A 17,492-nucleotide genomic window follows, 5' to 3' on the forward strand; every position below is an offset into this window, starting at 1 on the left:
TCTTTTAGTTTAAAAAAATTTGAATAAGAAAAACTAAAGTTATATTTTTATGCAGTATATTCAAAATTTTAGATACTTATACAAGAGGTGGGAAAATGACTGAAGAAAATATTGAAATTAATCCAGAATCAATAGCTAAAACTACTGGAAGGTTTTGGAGTTACTTTACAAGTGAAGAATTATGGGATTATGTCATTGCATCATCGATTAAGATTATTTCTATTCTTCTTATATCCTATTTAGTCATTTTTATAGGAAAAAAAATTATCACAAGATTATTTACTTTAAGGTTTAAAACACCTTTAAAACAATCCGAGCGACGTCAAACGACACTCGTGAAGCTGCTTCATAGTGTGCTTACCTATGTAGTTTATTTTTCAGCTATTATAGCTGTCTTATCTGCATTAAAAATAGAGGTAATGGGGTTATTAGCAGGAGCAGGAATTGCAGGGTTAGCCATCGGTTTTGGTGCACAAAGCTTAGTGAAGGATGTTATAACAGGATTTTTCATTATATTGGAGGATCAATTTGCGGTAGGTGACTATGTGAAATTAACGACATCCAATGTTGCCGAAGGGACAGTTTCAGAAATTGGATTAAGGACAACAAAATTAGTTGCCTTCACAGGAGAATTGTATATTATTCCAAATGGTCAAATTATGGATGTTGTGAACTATTCTATCAATAACTCAAAAGGTATTATTGATTTACAAGTAGGTATTGAAGCGGACATTGAGAAAATAGAGAGACTTGTAACGGATTACTTGCAAACATTACCTGCAAAGTATGAAGAATTAGTGAGTGTTCCTATTTTTGTGGGGGTACAAAATATTGTAGGAACCGAAGTAACCGTTCGAATTGTTGTCGAGACACAACCATACCAACATTTTGCAATCTCAAGAATTATTAAAAGGGATGTAAAAGATATTTTTGAGAAAAATGGTATACCTATGCCATATCAAAAAATGATGGTTTATAATCAAGATAGTAACAAAAATGGGGGAGATGATGCATAGTGGAATCTAAAACATTTCATTTAAATGATATCGTTGAGATGAAAAAACAACATCCTTGCGGGACAAACGCTTGGAAAATCATAAGATTGGGTGCAGATATCCGCATTAAATGTGAAGGGTGCGGCCATAGTGTTCTAATTCCTCGAAGAGAATTTGAAAAGAAAATGAAAAAAATCATTGTAAAAGCAGAAGCAGAATAGAAATGAACAATTTTAACATAGATAGACTTTTATATGACTTATCCATATAATAAACACGGGTCTAATATAAAGAAATAGTTTGAATTGAAAAAGAGAAAGGTCGTGTCAACCAATGTCACTAACAGCTGGTATCGTAGGTTTACCGAATGTAGGGAAATCTACTTTATTTAATGCAATAACAAAAGCAGGCGCACTTGCAGCCAATTATCCATTCGCAACAATCGATCCAAATGTAGGTGTTGTAGAAGTACCAGATGCACGTTTAGCAAAATTAACAGAATTAGTCGTACCAAAGAAAACAGTACCAACTGCATTTGAATTTACTGATATTGCAGGGATCGTTAAAGGCGCTTCAAAGGGTGAAGGATTAGGGAACAAATTCCTATCTCATATCCGTGAAGTAGATGCAATTTGCCAAGTAGTACGCTGTTTTGAAGATGAAAATATTACACACGTGTCAGGCTCTGTTAACCCAATTGATGATATTGAAGTAATCAATTTAGAGTTAATTTTAGCTGATATGGAATCTGTGGAAAAACGTCTTCAACGAGTAAGTAAAATGGCGAAACAAAAGGATAAAGAAGCACTAATTGAAGAACCGGTTCTAATTAAAATTAAAGAAGCATTAGAAAATGAGAAACCAGCTCGTTCAGTCGATTTATCAGATGATGAATTAAAAGTAATTAAGGGCTTGCACTTATTGACAATTAAGCCAATGCTATACGTTGCAAATGTTTCGGAAGATGAAGTTGCCGATGCGGAAAATAACGAATATGTTAAACAAGTAAAAGAATATGCAGCAAATGAGGGTGCACGAGTTATTACAGTTTGTGCAAAAATCGAAGAAGAAATTTCGGAGCTTGATGATGAAGAGAAAACAATGTTCCTCCAAGAATTAGGTATTGAGGAATCTGGTTTAGATCAATTGATTAAAGCCTCATATGATTTATTAGGTTTGGCAACATACTTTACAGCAGGTGTTCAAGAAGTTCGTGCATGGACTTTCCGCAAAGGGATGAAAGCACCACAATGTGCTGGAATTATTCATACTGATTTTGAACGTGGTTTTATTCGTGCAGAAACGGTTGCATACGATGATTTAGTGGAAGCCGGTTCAATGGCAGCTGCAAAAGAAGCTGGAAAAGTCCGATTAGAAGGTAAAGAATATATCGTACAAGACGGAGATGTTATGTTATTCCGTTTTAATGTATAAATAAGCGAAACTGCTATCATTTTTTTGGTAGCAGTTTTTTTGTTATTGATTTTATCTTTAAATTACGCAACTATATTTTAAAAGGGGGAATGGAAATGTTTACAGAAAATGAAATGAAAAGAATAACTCAGTTGTCTAAACAGATGGAAGAGGCGCAAACTATCTTACCTGAAATATTAGAAATTCTTTACGAGCATAAATTATTTAAAGTATTTGCACCGAATGCTTTAGGTGGATTAGAGCTTTCACTTATTGATGGATTAAAAACATTTCAACAAGCAGGTGTTATTGATGGAAATGTAGGATGGGCTGTGACAATTGGTTCTGGAGGGAATATGTTTATCCCACTTTTTAATGAAAAAGTTTGCGAGTCATATTTTATACATAAAGAAGCTGTCATAGCGGGAAGTGGTAAGTTTGGTGTTGCGAAAAAGGGGAATGGTGGCTATTTTATTGCTGGGCAATGGAAATATTGTAGTGGAGCCGATTATGCTACATTATTTACCATGAATTGTCGTGTCGAGGGAAATGATGAAATCGTGACTTGTAGTGTTCCACGTGAAATGGTAGAAGTTATTCCAGATTGGAATGCATTTGGCTTAAAAGCAACATCTAGTCACTCCATGAAGGTGGAAAATGTATTTGTAAAGGAAGAAGAGACATTTAAATTTGGTAGCTTTCAAAATAAGTATGAATTACCTGTTCATAGCTTCCCATTTATGACTTTTTCAGAAGCATCTTTTTTCTCACTTTGTTTGGGATTAACAGAGAATCTCATGCATGAAGCAAAAACGACTCTAGAACGAAAAAAAGAACAATTAACTTTAGAACGATATAAAGTAGTAAAGGATAAGTGGACTTTCTTTTACGAAAAAGAAAAGAATATTGAACAACAGTTTTATCCTTTGGTTTCTGATTTATGGGAAAAACATAAAAAGGGTAGCGAGCTTCAAGAAGATGAACTAACTCATTTTACTGCCTTTTGTAAAGAACAATCAGGTGAGTTATTACAGTCTGCCCATATCCTTATGCGTTATTTTGGTATGGAAGCAATTATGGAAAAGTCCCCATTAAATCGCGCATGGCGTAATTTATGTACGGCAAGTCAACATGCAATGTTAACACCTTAATATAAAATACAATACTAGAACCTATTTAAAAACACCGTAAATGAAAGAAAAATGACTCTCATTTACGGTGTTTTTATTTATTTGTGTCAGTATAAACATATAGCCTAGGTAAATTAGGATCATCTTTTATAAGTGCATTTTTAGGAAACTTTAAAAGCTCTTTGTACATATATATATCACCTGCTGCACCAGCAATAAGAAATGCGCCTAGAAGAACGACTAAATTTGAGTCTATGATAATGCCTAAAATTGTTGGTAAAACACCAGTTGTCCATAAAGGTAATAATAAAGCTTTCTTCATCGCACTGTTTTTTAAAGGTTTAGTTGTTGTAGCATAAGCAACACCAAGCTTTAAATTTACACCATAATCAAGCTCTTTGATTTTTACTTTACCAAATATTACGAAACCAATCAGATGAAAAATTTCATGTAATACAATTAAAAAAATGTAACCAATGATAAAGATAAGGAAACTCCAAAATGTAATGGTTATTGTTAAATGTTGATGAATAAGACCATTGGCAATGATGAAAAGTACAGAAAGTAATAAAGTCGCCCATAAATTAACTTTTGCAATTTGTTTCATATTTAATTCGATAATGATTGGATTAGTATGATTTTCCAAAAAAATCACGTCCTTTTTTCCATTATATCTGAGTTTATTAGGAAAGTGGAAGGGATATTCTTTGTTGCAAACATTATAGAATTATGATACAATTCAACGATGTGAGTAATAGAATTATTCACTCCTTGCTCGCTCATGAAGTGAGCCAAAGTCCATAAGGAGGTGCAAAATTAGATGAGAAAGTATGAATTAATGTACATCGTTCGCCCAAACATTGAAGAAGAAGCTAAAAAAGCTTTAGTTGAACGCTTCAACGAAGTATTAACTTCAAATGGTGCTGAAATCATCGAGTCAAAAGAATGGGGCAAACGCCGCCTTGCTTACGAAATCAACGACTTCCGCGAAGGTTACTACCAAATCGTGAAAGTAAACGCTGGTACAGTAGCAATCGATGAGTACACTCGTTTAGCTAACATTAGTGAAGATATTATTCGTCACATCGCAGTTCGTGAAGAAGAATAATAATAAAAATTGAGATAAAAAAAGCTGAAAAGGAGGTTGTATTTGATGATTAACCGTGTTGTATTAGTTGGAAGACTAACAAAGGATCCAGAGCTTCGCTATACACCAAGTGGCATTCCGATGACTCGTTTTACAGTAGCTGTAAATAGAGCATTTTCGAATCAGTCAGGTGAACGTGAAGCTGATTTCATAAGCTGTGTGGCATGGAGAAAACAGGCTGAGAACTTAGCAAACTTCATGAAAAAAGGAAGTTTGATTGGTGTTGATGGTCGTATTCAAACAGGCAGTTTTGAAGGGCAAGACGGCAAACGTGTCTATACAACAGATGTAGTAGCAGATTCTGTGCAGTTCTTAGAGCCGCGCAGTGGAGGAGCTTCTCAAAACCAACAGTTTGGAGCACAGCCATCATATGGAAATCAGCCTGCATACAGTACAAGCCAACCACAGTATGGAAATCAACAGCAGGATTCGTTTGGTTCTTATCAACAACCTCAAAATCAGCAAAATTATACACGTGTAGATGAGGATCCATTTGCATCAAGCAAAGGTCCAATAGAAGTCTCTGAGGATGACTTACCATTCTAAAAAGCGTTAGAACGAAATAACGCTAAAAATAAACAAAAAGGAGGAGACTGTAAATGGCACAACGTCGCGGAGGCCGCAAACGCCGTAAAGTTTGCTACTTCACTTCAAACAACATTACTACAATCGACTATAAAGATGTAGATTTACTTAAAAAGTTCATTTCAGAACGCGGTAAAATTTTACCACGTCGTGTAACTGGTACAAGTGCAAAATATCAACGTAAATTAACTACAGCTATTAAACGTTCACGTATTATGGCATTATTACCATTCGTAGCTGAAGATAAATAAGCTATTAAAATAAAGCGCAACAAGGGTTTAACGACCTTTGTTGTGTTTTTTTATTTTTGTGAAGTTTGTATAATTACTTTAAAAATATTCAAAAAAGTTAGTGAATATTGCATATTAAAAACTTGGAATATATGTTCCTATCAGATACATTGACAGTAGAAAAACATCAGAGAAAGTTTCGCCAGCTACACTTATAGCTACCTTGCCATCAAAAGTTCATTTTTCAGACATTTAGAAGCTATTGGAGGATTTTTAGAAGAATCACCATTAGTTAATGCCTTTGAAAATTTAGCTATTGCTATCGCTTTTGGTTGTGCTATGGATAGTCCTTCTAGTAACCAGCACAATTCTTGTTGTGTTAAGTTTTGAACTTTTACTTCATTTTTCGGCCATTGTAGCTTCCCATTATCAATAAGTTTATAAAGTAATGCGAATCCATCACGATCAAAATATAAACACTTATAGCGATCACGACTCCATCCAGAGAAAAGAAAAACTGCATCGCTATATGGATCAAGTTGAAATGTATCCTGTACAAGTGTTGCTAGTCCATCAATGCCTTTTCTCATATCCGTTCGGCCACAAATGATGTAGATATTTTTTACCTTAGTAAAATCATGAATCATGATTACGCAATTCCTTAATAACCGTTTGAATGACGTAATTCTTAACGTCAGGGTAGAAGGAGATTTTTAAATGATTTGCTTGAATAACGCAAATAGGTTTTGCTGGTGTACGACCAGAAGAAGTAGTTTGAATGGCTTCCAATTTGACTGGAACGATTGATACTTTGTCCGTTGACATCAAAAAGCACCTCCCTTTAATTTGAACTGCACCCCGTCAAGTAGACAATGGAAATAATAAAAAGCTTTAGGCGGCTGGAGCTCTATATTCTAAAGGGCTTAAGCCGTTTAATGTTTCTTGATAACGTTCGTTATTATAGAACGTAATGTAGGTATTAACCGCTTCTTTTAACGCTTCGTATGACTCGAATTTATGTAAATAATACTTCTCTACTTTCAAAGTACCCCAAAATGCCTCAATTGGTCCGTTATCAATGCAGCGGCACACTCTTGACATACTATGACTCATTTTTGCTTCTTCCATGATTCGCTTAAACTGCTTTGATGTATATTGATAGCCACGATCACTATGTAAATTTTATTGTATCGCGATGAACATTAAAAATTTCCGCTACTTCATTTAATGTATAGCGCCCCTCGTGGTAAAACTTAATAATCTCTAATTTCTCTTCTTTAGAGAAGAAAAACTTTGACATAAAAAACTCCCCATTTGATAAACAGATTTTATTTTTTAATCTGTCTACCTAATAGGGAGCATATCAATTGATACCTTAATAGTACCGAGAGGTGCGATTAGAAAATATGCGTTATTTGATTTCGGGCTTACCTCCGATTTTTTAGTTAAGTATTTTATAATGTTATATAAATTTTGGAGGGTTATATTCTTTTCTTTAGTACTCTTTCCAATTGGAATCCCTTTACTAAAAAAAGATAGGAATATTGACGAGCCTATGAGGATTATATTTTTTACTATTAAGCGGCTATTAATTCGCTTTTTAAAAGATTCTTATTTCAACTAATAACAATTTAGTTTAAAAACGAGTAACGTATAATGATATTTCACGTCAAATTGTAAAGGGGGATATTCAATGAAAATAATCTTCTTGTTTTTCGGAATACTAATTTGTTCCTTACTAATGACTTCTTGTAATTCAGAAACAAATGAACAAAGAATCAGTGAAATAACAGCTAACGAACGAATAATTATTAATGGGAACCCAACTCCTGAAGAAATATTAGCAAACGATAAGGACGCAGATATTTTTCTAATTGGTGATGTTGTATATAAAAATGCAGAAGATATTGAGTGGGTTAGGGAACTCGATTTAACTTTAGGTGAGAAGTCGGGTGAAATTAGGGAAATTACAAATATTAGTAGTGAATTTGAGAGTTATACTGCTACTAAACTTCCTATTGGTACAGTTATATATACACCAGTTGAATCAAAAGGTCCGATAAAGATAGTGTTTATTGATAATAAAGAAATTCGTTATTTAGGAATGATAGAAGGATAATAATTTATTATTCAACAAACTGGACCTTTATCTGCTACGAACTTTCCCGACTCAAACAAGATGTGGTTAACACAATCTTGGTAAAGGCTAGGCAATTTATGATTTAAGGATATTATCAAGAAGTTGAATGAGGAGGTAACGCTATGAAGACCTCCCAATGGGGTGATGTAAATCATGGCACAAAAAAATGAAAAATAGGATAATTATAGAGTTATTAGAGAAGTGAATGTGGATTCTATTTATTCCACTTTCACAAATGTTTAGAAAAGTACTATGATAATTTTAAGAAGAAGTCTATAAATGTCAAAGGCTATGTTTAAGGAGATACTAATGACAAACTATACCCACCTAGAAGATGAAGAAATTATTTACTATGTATTTAATCTCAATTGGTTCCTTCCTAAGGAAATCCAAGAAGAGTCTATAGCAATCCTTTCCCAACTACCACCTGATAAAGTAGATATGTTGATTCCAAAGTATGGTAAAGAATGTTGGAAAAACGCAGTATCGATATTAATTAAAATGGGTTATCCAAGAAATAAAAGGGCTTTACCAAAGTTAGCACGTTTATTACAGGATAGAAATTGGCCAGGCGCGTTAGAGGCAATAGAGATATTTAGGAGGATAGGCAAGGAAATAAGCACTCCTTATATTGAAAGGGAATGTAAAGAGGCATTACGATGTAAGGATATTGATTGGCTAGAACATTTATCTTTTGCTTGCAATAGTTTGGGTTTAACGAAAGAGGACTTTAACAATGAGAGTATTTATGAACAGATGGAAAAGGTAGTGGAAGAATAATCTCATCTAAGGCATAGAAAAATGATTCCTCGTTACATAAATCGTAATAGTCAGCAAGCAAGTAATTAGCTTGTCTTAAAAATAGGGATTCATATTATAGGGTAATTACTATCAAAAGAAGAGATTGAATACAATTGTTAAAAAGTCGACAAAAACTAAAATAGGTTTGTCGGCTCTTTATCTTTTATTAACTTTTGAGTTTTTACATTAAAAATGCCCCTTTTATGTCTTACTGCTTTTTTGTCCAATAGACCAAAAAATGATACAATAGACGAATGAAAACATTTCTGAACTAGTATAAAGGAAGGTTACAGATGCCGAATAATCAAACAAAAGCTCTTGCACATGGTGCAATGATGATAGCACTATTTGGAGTAATCATGCTGATTATTTTATATGTACCACTGCTAAGCCTGATTGCAACAATATTTGCACCACTTCCAATTGCGTGGTATAGCGCTAATTATAATCGTACAATGTCTATTTTCGTGGCATTACTGGCATGTGTGATAACATTCATTTTTGGCGGTTTACTTGTTATACCAGCTGCCTTAATATTTTCCGCAATGGGTTTAGTCATCGGGATTAATATACAGCTCAAGAAAAGCAAGTTGTTCTTATTAATGACAACTGGACTCACAATGCTATTAGCATTTGCTGTTCTGTATGTTGTATCATTGCAGTTATTTGGAATAGATTTTATTAAAGATTCGATTGAATTCACAAGGACTAGTTACGATAGCTATTTGGAACTCACAAAAACTCTAACAGGGCAGACGCCACCAGTAAAAATGGAAGATTTAGAATTAATGTTTGCTATGATAGAGTCAACAATTCCAGCGGCAGTGACGCTTGGAGCCTTTGGGTTTGCATTTCTCATCATTTCAGTAAACTTACCAATTTTAAAAAGACTTAAAGTAGACGTACCAAAGTTTAGTGCATTTAAGGATTTAAGAATGCCGAAATCCATTCTTTGGTATTATTTAATTGTATTAACGATTAATTTGTTTGTAAGACCTGAAATTGGTACGACATTATATGTTATTATTTTAAATTTCTCTATGATTTTATGGGTATTATTAACAATACAAGGGTTATCGTTTATTCATTATTTCTTAGACAAAAAGTTTAAATTATCAAATTTTGTAAAAGTACTTGTCACAATTATGGCTATTCCGATATATTCCTTTGTAATTCTAATAGGAATATTTGATTTAGGATTTAATATTCGCTCACTAGTGAAGGATAAGATTCAGAAGTAAGGGGCTGATAATATGGATACTTACAGGAAAAGACCAATACGACATCCACTTTTGTATCTATCGATTATTGGACTAGTGGGGATTTCACTATTATTCATTTGGAATATCTGGCTTGGTTTAGGCTTTGCACTAGTCATGATGATTGGACTCGTGTATGCGTGGAAAGTGGAAAGAGCCTCATATATCCAAATCGAAAAGTATATCGAAACACTCTCTTATCGTATGAAGCGAGTTGGCGAAGAAGCATTGCTGGAAATGCCTATAGGGATAATACTTATTAATGACAAATTTATCATTGAATGGGCCAATCCGTTTATGTTACAAATTCTAGGTGTCGATAGTTTGTTAGGTGAGGAACTATTTGTTTTATCGGATGAGTTGTTTGAATTAACAAAATCGGATGAAAAAAGTGACCTAACCATTACAATTGGCGAGAAAAAATATCGTGTAATATTTAAACAAACTGAAAGACTTCTTTACTTTTTTGATGTAACTGAACAAGTCGAAATTAAAACACAATATTATGCTGATCGAACGGTTGTAGCCATCCTGTTTATTGACAATTACGATGAAATCACACAAGGTATGGACGACCAAACAAGGAGTTTAACGAATACACTTATCACTTCAATCATTAATGAATGGTCCGAAAATCATGGGATTTTTTCAAAACGTATATCCTCAGATAGGTTTTTATCTATTTTAAATGAATCGATTTTAAGTGAACTTGAAAAAGGGAAATTCGCTATTTTAGATGATATCCGTGAAAAAACAGCTCAAAAAAATCTCTCTTTAACACTTAGTATTGGCGTAGGAGCAGGTTCCTCTTCACTTATTAAGCTTGGAGAACTGGCGCAATCCAGTCTAGATCTTGTTTTGGGACGTGGTGGAGATCAGGTTGCCATCAAACAACCTGATGGGAAACTGAAGTTCTATGGTGGTAAAACTAACCCTGTTGAGAAGCGTACTCGAGTAAGAGCGAGAGTTATTTCCCATGCATTACAAGATTTAATACAAGAAAGTGATCAAGTCTTTATTATGGGACATAAAAACCCTGATATGGACGCTATTGGAGCCGGTATCGGTGTCCGTAAAATGGTTGAAAAAAACAAAATTAAAGGCTACATCATTGTCGACTTTAACGAATTAAATGGTAGTGTAAGCCGCTTAATGCAAGAAATTGAGAAAAATTCTGATATCTATCAATATTTTATAACGCCTGAAGAAGCGAAATTGAAAATGACAGAGAAATCATTACTTGTTATAGTGGATACACATAAACCATCCTTAGTCATTGACGAGCAACTATTAAATATATGTGACAAAATTGTAGTAATCGACCATCATAGACGAGGTGAGGATTTTATATCGAATACAACGCTTGTCTATATGGAACCATATGCATCTTCAACCTCTGAGTTAGTAACAGAGTTAATAGAGTATCAGCCAGAAAATGATAAAATTTCGAAGCTAGAAGCAACAGCTCTTTTATCGGGTATTATCGTTGATACAAAAAGTTTTACATTGCGAACGGGAGCAAGAACCTTTGAGGCCGCTTCGTATCTGCGAACTTACGGTGCTGACACAATATTAGTTCAACGGTTATTAAAAGAAGATATAAATACTTATATAGAGCGATCGAAAATTATTCAAACAGTGGAATTTGTACAACGCGGTATTGCTATTGCCCATGGTGAAGATCATCGACAATACGATTCCGTCATCATTGCACAAACTGCTGACATCTTACTAGCAATGAAGGATGTTTCAGCTTCCTTCGTCATTGCACATCGTCCAGATGGTTTAATTGGAATTAGTGCAAGGTCTTTAGGCGAAATCAACGTTCAGTTGATAATGGAAAAACTAGGTGGTGGTGGGCATTTAACCAATGCAGCATGCCAAATAGAAGCTGATACAATTTCAGAAGCTCAACAGATGTTGAAAAAAGCAATTATGGAAACGTTTGAAGGGAGTAATGAAGAATGAAAGTAGTATTCTTAAAAGATGTTAAAGGTAAAGGCAAAAAAGGTGAAATAAAAAATGTCGCTGACGGATACGCGCAAAACTTTTTAATTAAAAATGGTTATGCAGTCGAAGCATCTAAACAGGCATTAAGTCAATTAGAAGGACAAAAGAAATTAGAAGAAAAAAATGCAGCAGCTGAATTACAAGCAGCAAAAGATTTAAAAGAAAAAATTGAACAATTAACAGTGGAAATTAAAGCTAAATCAGGTGAAGGTGGAAGATTATTCGGTTCTGTATCAACAAAGCAAATTGCAGAAGCTCTTCAAAAGGCTTATGGTATTAAAATCGATAAGCGTAAAATGGAGAGTGAAGGAATTAGATCCTTAGGATATTCAAATATACCTGTTAAACTTCACAATGAAGTAAAGGCAACTTTAAAAGTACATGTTGTTGAAGAATCGTAAGGAGAGAAGGCCATGACTGATAACATCATGGACCGTGTCCCACCCCATAACCATGAAGCTGAGCAATCCGTTATTGGAGCCATATTCTTAGAACCAACTGCATTAATCACAGCTTCTGAAATATTATTACCAGATGATTTCTATCGTGTAAGTCATCAAAAGATATTTCAGACGATGCTTGATTTAAGTGATCAAGGAAAGCCAATTGATGTAGTAACCGTAACGGAAGAGCTATCGAGTAAAAAAGAGCTTGAGGATGTTGGGGGTCTATCCTATTTAACAGAATTAGCGAATGCTGTGCCAACTGCTGCAAATATTGGCCACTATGCGAAAATCGTAGAAGAAAAAGCAATTTTAAGACGTTTAATCCGTGTAGCAACAGGTATTGTTGAAGACGGATTTACAAGAGAAGATGAAGTCGAAGCTTTATTATCTGAAGCCGAGAAGAAAGTAATGGAAGTTTCCAATCGAAAAAACGCGGGAGACTTCAAACATATTAAAGATGTCCTTGTTCATACCTATGATAATATTGAACAACTTCAAACTCGTAAAGGTGATGTAACAGGGATTCCAACAGGCTTTAGAGATTTAGATAAAATGACTGCTGGTTTCCAACGAAACGATTTAATTATTGTAGCAGCCAGACCATCTGTAGGGAAAACAGCATTTGCATTAAATATTGCTCAAAATGTAGCGATAAAAGCACGAGAAAACGTAGCAATCTTTTCTCTTGAAATGGGTGCAGAACAGTTGGTAATGCGTATGCTTTGTGCGGAGGGTAATATTGATGCACAAGTATTACGTACAGGTGCTCTCACAACGGAAGACTGGGGTAAATTAACGATGGCGATGGGAAGTCTGTCCAATTCGGGTATTTATATTGATGATACGCCAGGTGTTCGTATAAGTGAAATTCGGGCAAAATGCAGACGTTTAGCACAAGAAAATGGATTAGGAATGATTTTAATCGACTATTTACAGCTGATCCAAGGTAATGGACGACCAGGAGAAAACCGTCAGCAGGAAGTATCTGAAATTTCCCGTTCCTTAAAAGCACTTGCTCGTGAATTAAAAGTTCCTGTTATTGCCTTATCACAGTTATCGCGCGGTGTAGAACAAAGACAAGATAAACGACCTATGATGAGTGATATTCGTGAATCAGGAAGTATTGAGCAAGATGCCGATATCGTTGCCTTCCTATATCGTGATGATTACTACGATAAAGAAACAGAAAACAAGAATATGATCGAAATCATTATCGCAAAGCAACGTAATGGTCCAACAGGTACAGTGACGCTTGCATTTAAAAAAGAGTTTAATAAGTTTATAAATATTGATTGGTCACAGCAACCAATGGCACAGCCTCAAGCTTAAAAATACAGAACACGAACATTTATTGGAAAATAACAATAATATGTTCGTGTTTTTTCATTTTCTTCATTGACTATACTAGTAATCATTGTTACAATAGTTCTGTTTGATAAATGAACTGTACTTAAATGAACGGTTTAGCACATACTAAAATAAAATGACTGTTATTTAAAACGGGATAAAGGGCGCAGCAAGCGTCTAGCGGAGGTGCTGATATGACATCAGTTGTAGTTGTGGGGACACAATGGGGAGACGAAGGTAAAGGGAAAATTACGGACTTCTTATCTAAAAAAGCAGATGTAATCGCTCGTTTTTCTGGCGGAGATAACGCTGGTCATACAATTAAAATTGGCGACGAAACTTACAAATTACATTTAATTCCATCAGGTATTTTTTATACAGAAAAAACTTCAGTTATGGGTAACGGAATGGTTATCAATCCGAAATCTTTAGTAACTGAATTAAAAGGGTTACAAGAACGTGGTATTGATACTTCAAATCTACGTATTTCGAATCGTGCACAAGTAATCCTTCCATATCATATCTACCAAGATAAAGTAGACGAAGCATCACGTGGAGATAAAAAAATCGGTACGACTTGTAAAGGTATTGGCCCATGCTACCAAGACAAAATTGCACGTATGGGTATCCGCATTGCGGATTTACTAGATCGCGAAGTATTCGAACAAAAACTACGTGAAAACCTAGAAAAGAAAAATCGTCTATTCGAAAAATATTACGAAGTAGAAGGATTAAAATTTGAAGATATCTTTGAAGAATATTACGCTTTCGGTCAAGAAATCGCAAAATACGTAACAGATACTTCTAAGGTTTTAAACGATGTATTAGATGAAGGCGGCCGTGTACTATTCGAAGGTGCACAAGGGGTAATGTTAGACGTTGACCATGGTACTTATCCATTTGTTACATCTTCAAACCCTGTTGCAGGCGGAGTAACAACTGGTACAGGTATCGGTCCATCTCACGTTTCTCGTGTTGTTGGTGTATGTAAAGCATATACGTCTCGTGTTGGCGATGGTCCATTCCCAACGGAATTATTTGATGAAATTGGTCATCACATTCGTGAAGTAGGTCGTGAATACGGTACAACAACAGGTCGTCCGCGTCGAGTTGGTTGGTTTGATTCAGTAGTAGTACGCCATTCTCGTCGAGTAAGTGGTATTACAGATCTAGCATTAAATTCAATTGATGTATTATCTGGACTTGAAACGGTAAAAATTTGTACAGCTTACGAATATAAAGGTGAAATCATTACTGAATATCCAGCAAGCTTACATGTTCTTGAAGAATGTAAACCAGTTTATGAAGAGCTTCCAGGCTGGTCAGAAGACATTACGGCTGTTCGTACATTAGAAGAGCTACCAGAAAACGCTCGTAAATATGTTGAACGTGTTGTTGAACTAACGGGAATTGATTTAATGACATTCTCAGTAGGCCCTGCTCGTGAACAAACAAATGTAGTAAATGCAATTTGGGAATAAGATTAAGCTCCTGAAGGATTGTCGTCCTTTAGGAGTTTTTTTATTGATAAATATTACTAAATAATGTTTTTAATTTCCAATTTAAAACCAATTGTGAAGAAATTTTGAAAATTTGGGTATTTCATTTTCATAACAAATAAATTTATACTATAATAAATATAAATTTACTAGAAAAGTATTTTTACCTCTAAATTCTAATCTTTAGAAAACTCCCTATGGAAATAAAGCGCTTACATTTCCCTGTCACATTATTCAAAAGCCATTAAGTTATTCGCATACAAAATACGAATCACAATGTTAGGTGTATTATGTATGTTTATATAAAAAATAAGGAAGGAAGGGTAATTATTTGAATGTATTAATAGAGAAAATAAAAGAGGTAGTTTACGCTGTTCTCCCCATTACCATCATTGTTTTAATATTAAATTTTACTATAACACCTTTGGAAACCCCATTAATCGTTCGGTTTATATTAGGAGCCATTTTAATCATAATTGGATTAGCCATCTTTTTAATAGGAGTAGACATAGGTATTACACCAATTGGACAAACGATGGGGAAAGCCATTGCAAAATCTAATAAACTATGGATTGTTGCAATTGCGGGCTTATTATTAGGATTTTTCATCTCCATTGCAGAACCTGATCTACATATTTTAGCGGGCCAAATTGAATTAGTAACATCCGGTGTTATTTCGAAAACATTGATTGTTGTGGTCGTATCAATTGGGATCGCTGCACTTATTGCCATCGGATTAATAAGAATTGTTTACAATTTCCCACTATATAAATTATTATCTATTCTTTATTTTGTAATATTAATTCTTGCTATATTTACTTCACCAGAGTTTTTAGCTATCTCCTTTGATGCATCTGGAGCTACGACGGGGGCATTAACAGTACCGTTTATATTAGCACTTGCTTTGGGGGTTTCATTATTAAAGAAAGATTCTAAAGCTTCTGAGAAAGATAGTTTTGGATTGGTTGCTATTGCTTCAACAGGCGCTATCATCTCCGTCATGATCATGAATATTATTTCTGGGACAGATGAGATGTCAGGAAGCTTAGAACAACATGAAGTATCACAATCTATCATCTCTCCCTTCTTATATAAATTACCAATCATAGCACAAGAAATATTTATTGCTTTAATGCCAATTTTGATTGCCTTTTTAATCTTTCAAAAGATTTCCTTTAAAATGTCAAAGAAATCTGTTAAAAAGATTTTAATGGGTTTATTATTTACATTTTTAGGTCTAGTACTGTTTTTAGTTGGAGTCAATGCTGGATTCATGGATGTTGGTGCTGCAGTAGGCTTTAATATCGCATCATTAGATAACAAAGCATATGTTATCATTGTAGGTTTTATTTTAGGATTAGTAACAATTTTGGCTGAGCCAGCAGTGCACGTGTTAACACACCAAATCGAGGATGTAACAAGTGGATATGTAAAGAGAAAAGTCGTGATATTCTCACTTTCCATTGGTGTAGGTCTAGCTATTGCTTTATCTGTTATAAGGGTCCTTGTGCCTGAACTTCAATTATGGCATTATTTATTACCGGGTTATGTAATCGCAGTAGCAATGACTTATTTTGTACCTAAATTGTTTGTTGGGATTGCCTTTGATTCTGGAGGAGTGGCATCTGGACCGATGACTGCAACCTTTGTACTAGCATTTGTTCAAGGTGCAGCAGAAGCTGTGGAAGGTGCAAACGTGTTAGTGGATGGATTTGGTATGATTGCTATGGTAGCCTTAACACCTTTAATCGCCTTACAGGTTTTAGGTTTAGTCTTTAAACTTAAATCGAAAAAGGAGGGATTAGAAAATGACTTCTAATTCGAATATTCCTGATTTCGAACTAGCGTGTGTCATCGTAAACTTTGGATTAGGAAGTAAAATTTTAAGAGCAGCAAAAAAAGCAGGCATTTCAGGAGGAACTGTCCTTATAGGTAGGGGAACAGTAAAAAATCGACTTCTTGAATTATTATCATTAACAGATGTAAAAAAAGAAATTGTTCTCATGGTTTCAAGTAAAGAGGTAGTTGAACATGTACTTGAAGAAATTAGTGAAAAATTTCATTTTGAAAAACCGAATAGTGGTATCGCCTATACTACATCCGTTTTACAAGTTATAGGCGCTAGAAGTTGTAAGAGCGAGCAGGTAAATGAGGAAAGAGGTGCTGATAACTCAATGTACGAGGCGATTACAGTAATTGTAGAACGTGGAAATGCTGAACTTGTAATAGATGCAGCAACTGAGGCAGGTTCTAAAGGTGGAACGATTATTAATGGGCGAGGTTCTGGCATTCACGAACGAAGTAAATTGTTTTCAATGGAAATAGAGCCTGAAAAGGAAATCGTATTAATTCTTTCACACAAAGACAGCACAGAGAATATTGTTTCAGCGATTAGAGAAAAAATAAAAATTGATGAACCTGGAAACGGGATTATCTTTATACAAGATGTAAGTAAAACATATGGATTATATAAATAATAAGTAAATAAAA

20 protein-coding genes and 1 pseudogene are annotated in these 17,492 nt (G+C 34.5%); 16 read left to right on the forward strand and 5 right to left on the reverse strand.

Translation table 11 applies throughout. The features are described 5' to 3' along the window. The first annotated feature begins 95 nt into the window (after window positions 1–95). The 4 genes from CD30_RS02735 (at window position 96) to CD30_RS02750 (ending at window position 3,559) form a co-directional block, all read left to right on the forward strand. A complete protein-coding gene (locus CD30_RS02735; protein ID WP_036172211.1) occupies window positions 96–1,016 on the forward strand; it encodes a mechanosensitive ion channel family protein in 921 nt (306 codons plus the stop codon). Further along, window positions 1,016–1,216 (forward strand): DUF951 domain-containing protein, encoded by a 201-nt coding sequence (locus CD30_RS02740; RefSeq protein ID WP_036172213.1) that lies wholly within the window; start codon window positions 1,016–1,018, stop codon window positions 1,214–1,216. Before CD30_RS02735 ends, CD30_RS02740 begins: the two co-directional genes overlap by 1 nt. A gap of 112 nt (window positions 1,217–1,328) precedes the next feature. Next, window positions 1,329–2,429 carry a redox-regulated ATPase YchF gene (gene ychF / locus CD30_RS02745; protein ID WP_036172215.1) on the forward strand — a complete coding sequence of 367 codons (1,101 nt, stop codon included), beginning with the start codon at window positions 1,329–1,331 and terminating at the stop codon, window positions 2,427–2,429. A 95-nt stretch (window positions 2,430–2,524) separates the two neighbouring features. Next, window positions 2,525–3,559, forward strand: coding sequence for an acyl-CoA dehydrogenase family protein (locus tag CD30_RS02750; RefSeq protein WP_052126023.1), 1,035 nt, complete (start codon window positions 2,525–2,527; stop codon window positions 3,557–3,559). Between the two features lie 73 nt (window positions 3,560–3,632). Here the strand turns inward: CD30_RS02750 and CD30_RS02755 are convergent, their stop codons facing one another. After that, window positions 3,633–4,193, reverse strand: coding sequence for a DUF3267 domain-containing protein (locus tag CD30_RS02755; RefSeq protein WP_408056720.1), 561 nt, complete (start codon window positions 4,191–4,193; stop codon window positions 3,633–3,635). Window positions 4,194–4,358: 165 nt separating this feature from the next. Here CD30_RS02755 and rpsF point away from each other — a divergent pair, with 165 nt between their 5' ends. Genes rpsF through rpsR form a run of 3 tightly spaced genes read left to right on the forward strand, consistent with a single transcriptional unit; the run spans window position 4,359 to window position 5,521 of the window. Continuing rightward, on the forward strand, window positions 4,359–4,646 hold the full coding sequence (gene rpsF / locus CD30_RS02760; RefSeq protein WP_036172218.1) for a 30S ribosomal protein S6: 288 nt from the start codon (window positions 4,359–4,361) through the stop codon (window positions 4,644–4,646). 45 nt (window positions 4,647–4,691) lie between these two features. After that, window positions 4,692–5,231, forward strand: coding sequence for a single-stranded DNA-binding protein (gene ssb / locus CD30_RS02765; protein WP_036172220.1), 540 nt, complete (start codon window positions 4,692–4,694; stop codon window positions 5,229–5,231). Between the two features lie 53 nt (window positions 5,232–5,284). Next, entirely contained in the window at window positions 5,285–5,521 is a 237-nt protein-coding gene (gene rpsR / locus CD30_RS02770; protein ID WP_036172223.1) for a 30S ribosomal protein S18, read from the forward strand. 197 nt (window positions 5,522–5,718) lie between these two features. On the opposite strand, the gene tnpB is transcribed toward rpsR, so the two are convergent. The 4 genes and pseudogenes from tnpB to CD30_RS19700 form a co-directional block, all read right to left on the reverse strand. Beyond that, window positions 5,719–6,147 (reverse strand): IS66 family insertion sequence element accessory protein TnpB, encoded by a 429-nt coding sequence (gene tnpB, locus CD30_RS20010; protein ID WP_141096027.1) that lies wholly within the window; start codon window positions 6,145–6,147, stop codon window positions 5,719–5,721. Then, a complete protein-coding gene (locus tag CD30_RS02780; RefSeq protein ID WP_036172224.1) occupies window positions 6,137–6,325 on the reverse strand; it encodes a hypothetical protein in 189 nt (62 codons plus the stop codon). The genes tnpB and CD30_RS02780 overlap by 11 nt, the downstream gene beginning before the upstream one ends. A gap of 66 nt (window positions 6,326–6,391) precedes the next feature. Continuing rightward, window positions 6,392–6,679 (reverse strand): annotated as a pseudogene (locus tag CD30_RS02785) (transposase); the annotation flags it as partial. Next, entirely contained in the window at window positions 6,672–6,800 is a 129-nt protein-coding gene (locus CD30_RS19700) for a helix-turn-helix domain-containing protein (protein WP_084077605.1), read from the reverse strand. The pseudogene CD30_RS02785 and the gene CD30_RS19700, both read right to left, overlap by 8 nt. 393 nt (window positions 6,801–7,193) lie before the next feature. Between CD30_RS19700 and CD30_RS02790 the strand changes: the two genes are divergently transcribed. The 9 genes from CD30_RS02790 (at window position 7,194) to CD30_RS02830 (ending at window position 17,479) form a co-directional block, all read left to right on the forward strand. Then, window positions 7,194–7,619: a hypothetical protein gene (locus tag CD30_RS02790; RefSeq protein ID WP_036172226.1), complete on the forward strand. Its 426-nt coding sequence runs from the start codon at window positions 7,194–7,196 to the stop codon at window positions 7,617–7,619. Window positions 7,620–7,949: 330 nt separating this feature from the next. Beyond that, window positions 7,950–8,420, forward strand: a complete 471-nt coding sequence (locus tag CD30_RS02795) for a hypothetical protein (RefSeq protein ID WP_036172543.1) — start codon at window positions 7,950–7,952, stop codon at window positions 8,418–8,420. A gap of 314 nt (window positions 8,421–8,734) precedes the next feature. Then, window positions 8,735–9,682, forward strand: a complete 948-nt coding sequence (locus CD30_RS02800) for a YybS family protein (RefSeq protein ID WP_036172228.1) — start codon at window positions 8,735–8,737, stop codon at window positions 9,680–9,682. 12 nt (window positions 9,683–9,694) lie between these two features. Then, the gene (locus CD30_RS02805) at window positions 9,695–11,668 is read left to right on the forward strand and encodes a DHH family phosphoesterase (protein WP_036172229.1); all 1,974 of its coding nucleotides are present in this window, start codon (window positions 9,695–9,697) and stop codon (window positions 11,666–11,668) included. Continuing rightward, the gene (gene rplI, locus CD30_RS02810) at window positions 11,665–12,111 is read left to right on the forward strand and encodes a 50S ribosomal protein L9 (protein ID WP_036172231.1); all 447 of its coding nucleotides are present in this window, start codon (window positions 11,665–11,667) and stop codon (window positions 12,109–12,111) included. Before CD30_RS02805 ends, rplI begins: the two co-directional genes overlap by 4 nt. Before the next feature lie 12 nt (window positions 12,112–12,123). Next, the gene (dnaB, locus tag CD30_RS02815; RefSeq protein WP_036172233.1) at window positions 12,124–13,485 is read left to right on the forward strand and encodes a replicative DNA helicase; all 1,362 of its coding nucleotides are present in this window, start codon (window positions 12,124–12,126) and stop codon (window positions 13,483–13,485) included. A 212-nt stretch (window positions 13,486–13,697) separates the two neighbouring features. Then, window positions 13,698–14,984 carry an adenylosuccinate synthase gene (locus CD30_RS02820; RefSeq protein ID WP_036172235.1) on the forward strand — a complete coding sequence of 429 codons (1,287 nt, stop codon included), beginning with the start codon at window positions 13,698–13,700 and terminating at the stop codon, window positions 14,982–14,984. 349 nt (window positions 14,985–15,333) lie between these two features. After that, entirely contained in the window at window positions 15,334–16,821 is a 1,488-nt protein-coding gene (locus CD30_RS02825) for a DUF1538 domain-containing protein (RefSeq protein ID WP_036172237.1), read from the forward strand. Beyond that, the gene (locus CD30_RS02830; protein WP_036172239.1) at window positions 16,811–17,479 is read left to right on the forward strand and encodes a P-II family nitrogen regulator; all 669 of its coding nucleotides are present in this window, start codon (window positions 16,811–16,813) and stop codon (window positions 17,477–17,479) included. Before CD30_RS02825 ends, CD30_RS02830 begins: the two co-directional genes overlap by 11 nt. The last annotated feature ends 13 nt before the right edge of the window (window positions 17,480–17,492 follow it).

This window comes from Ureibacillus massiliensis 4400831 = CIP 108448 = CCUG 49529 (assembly GCF_000772965.1).
Classification (GTDB): Bacteria; Bacillota; Bacilli; order Bacillales_A; family Planococcaceae; genus Ureibacillus; species Ureibacillus massiliensis.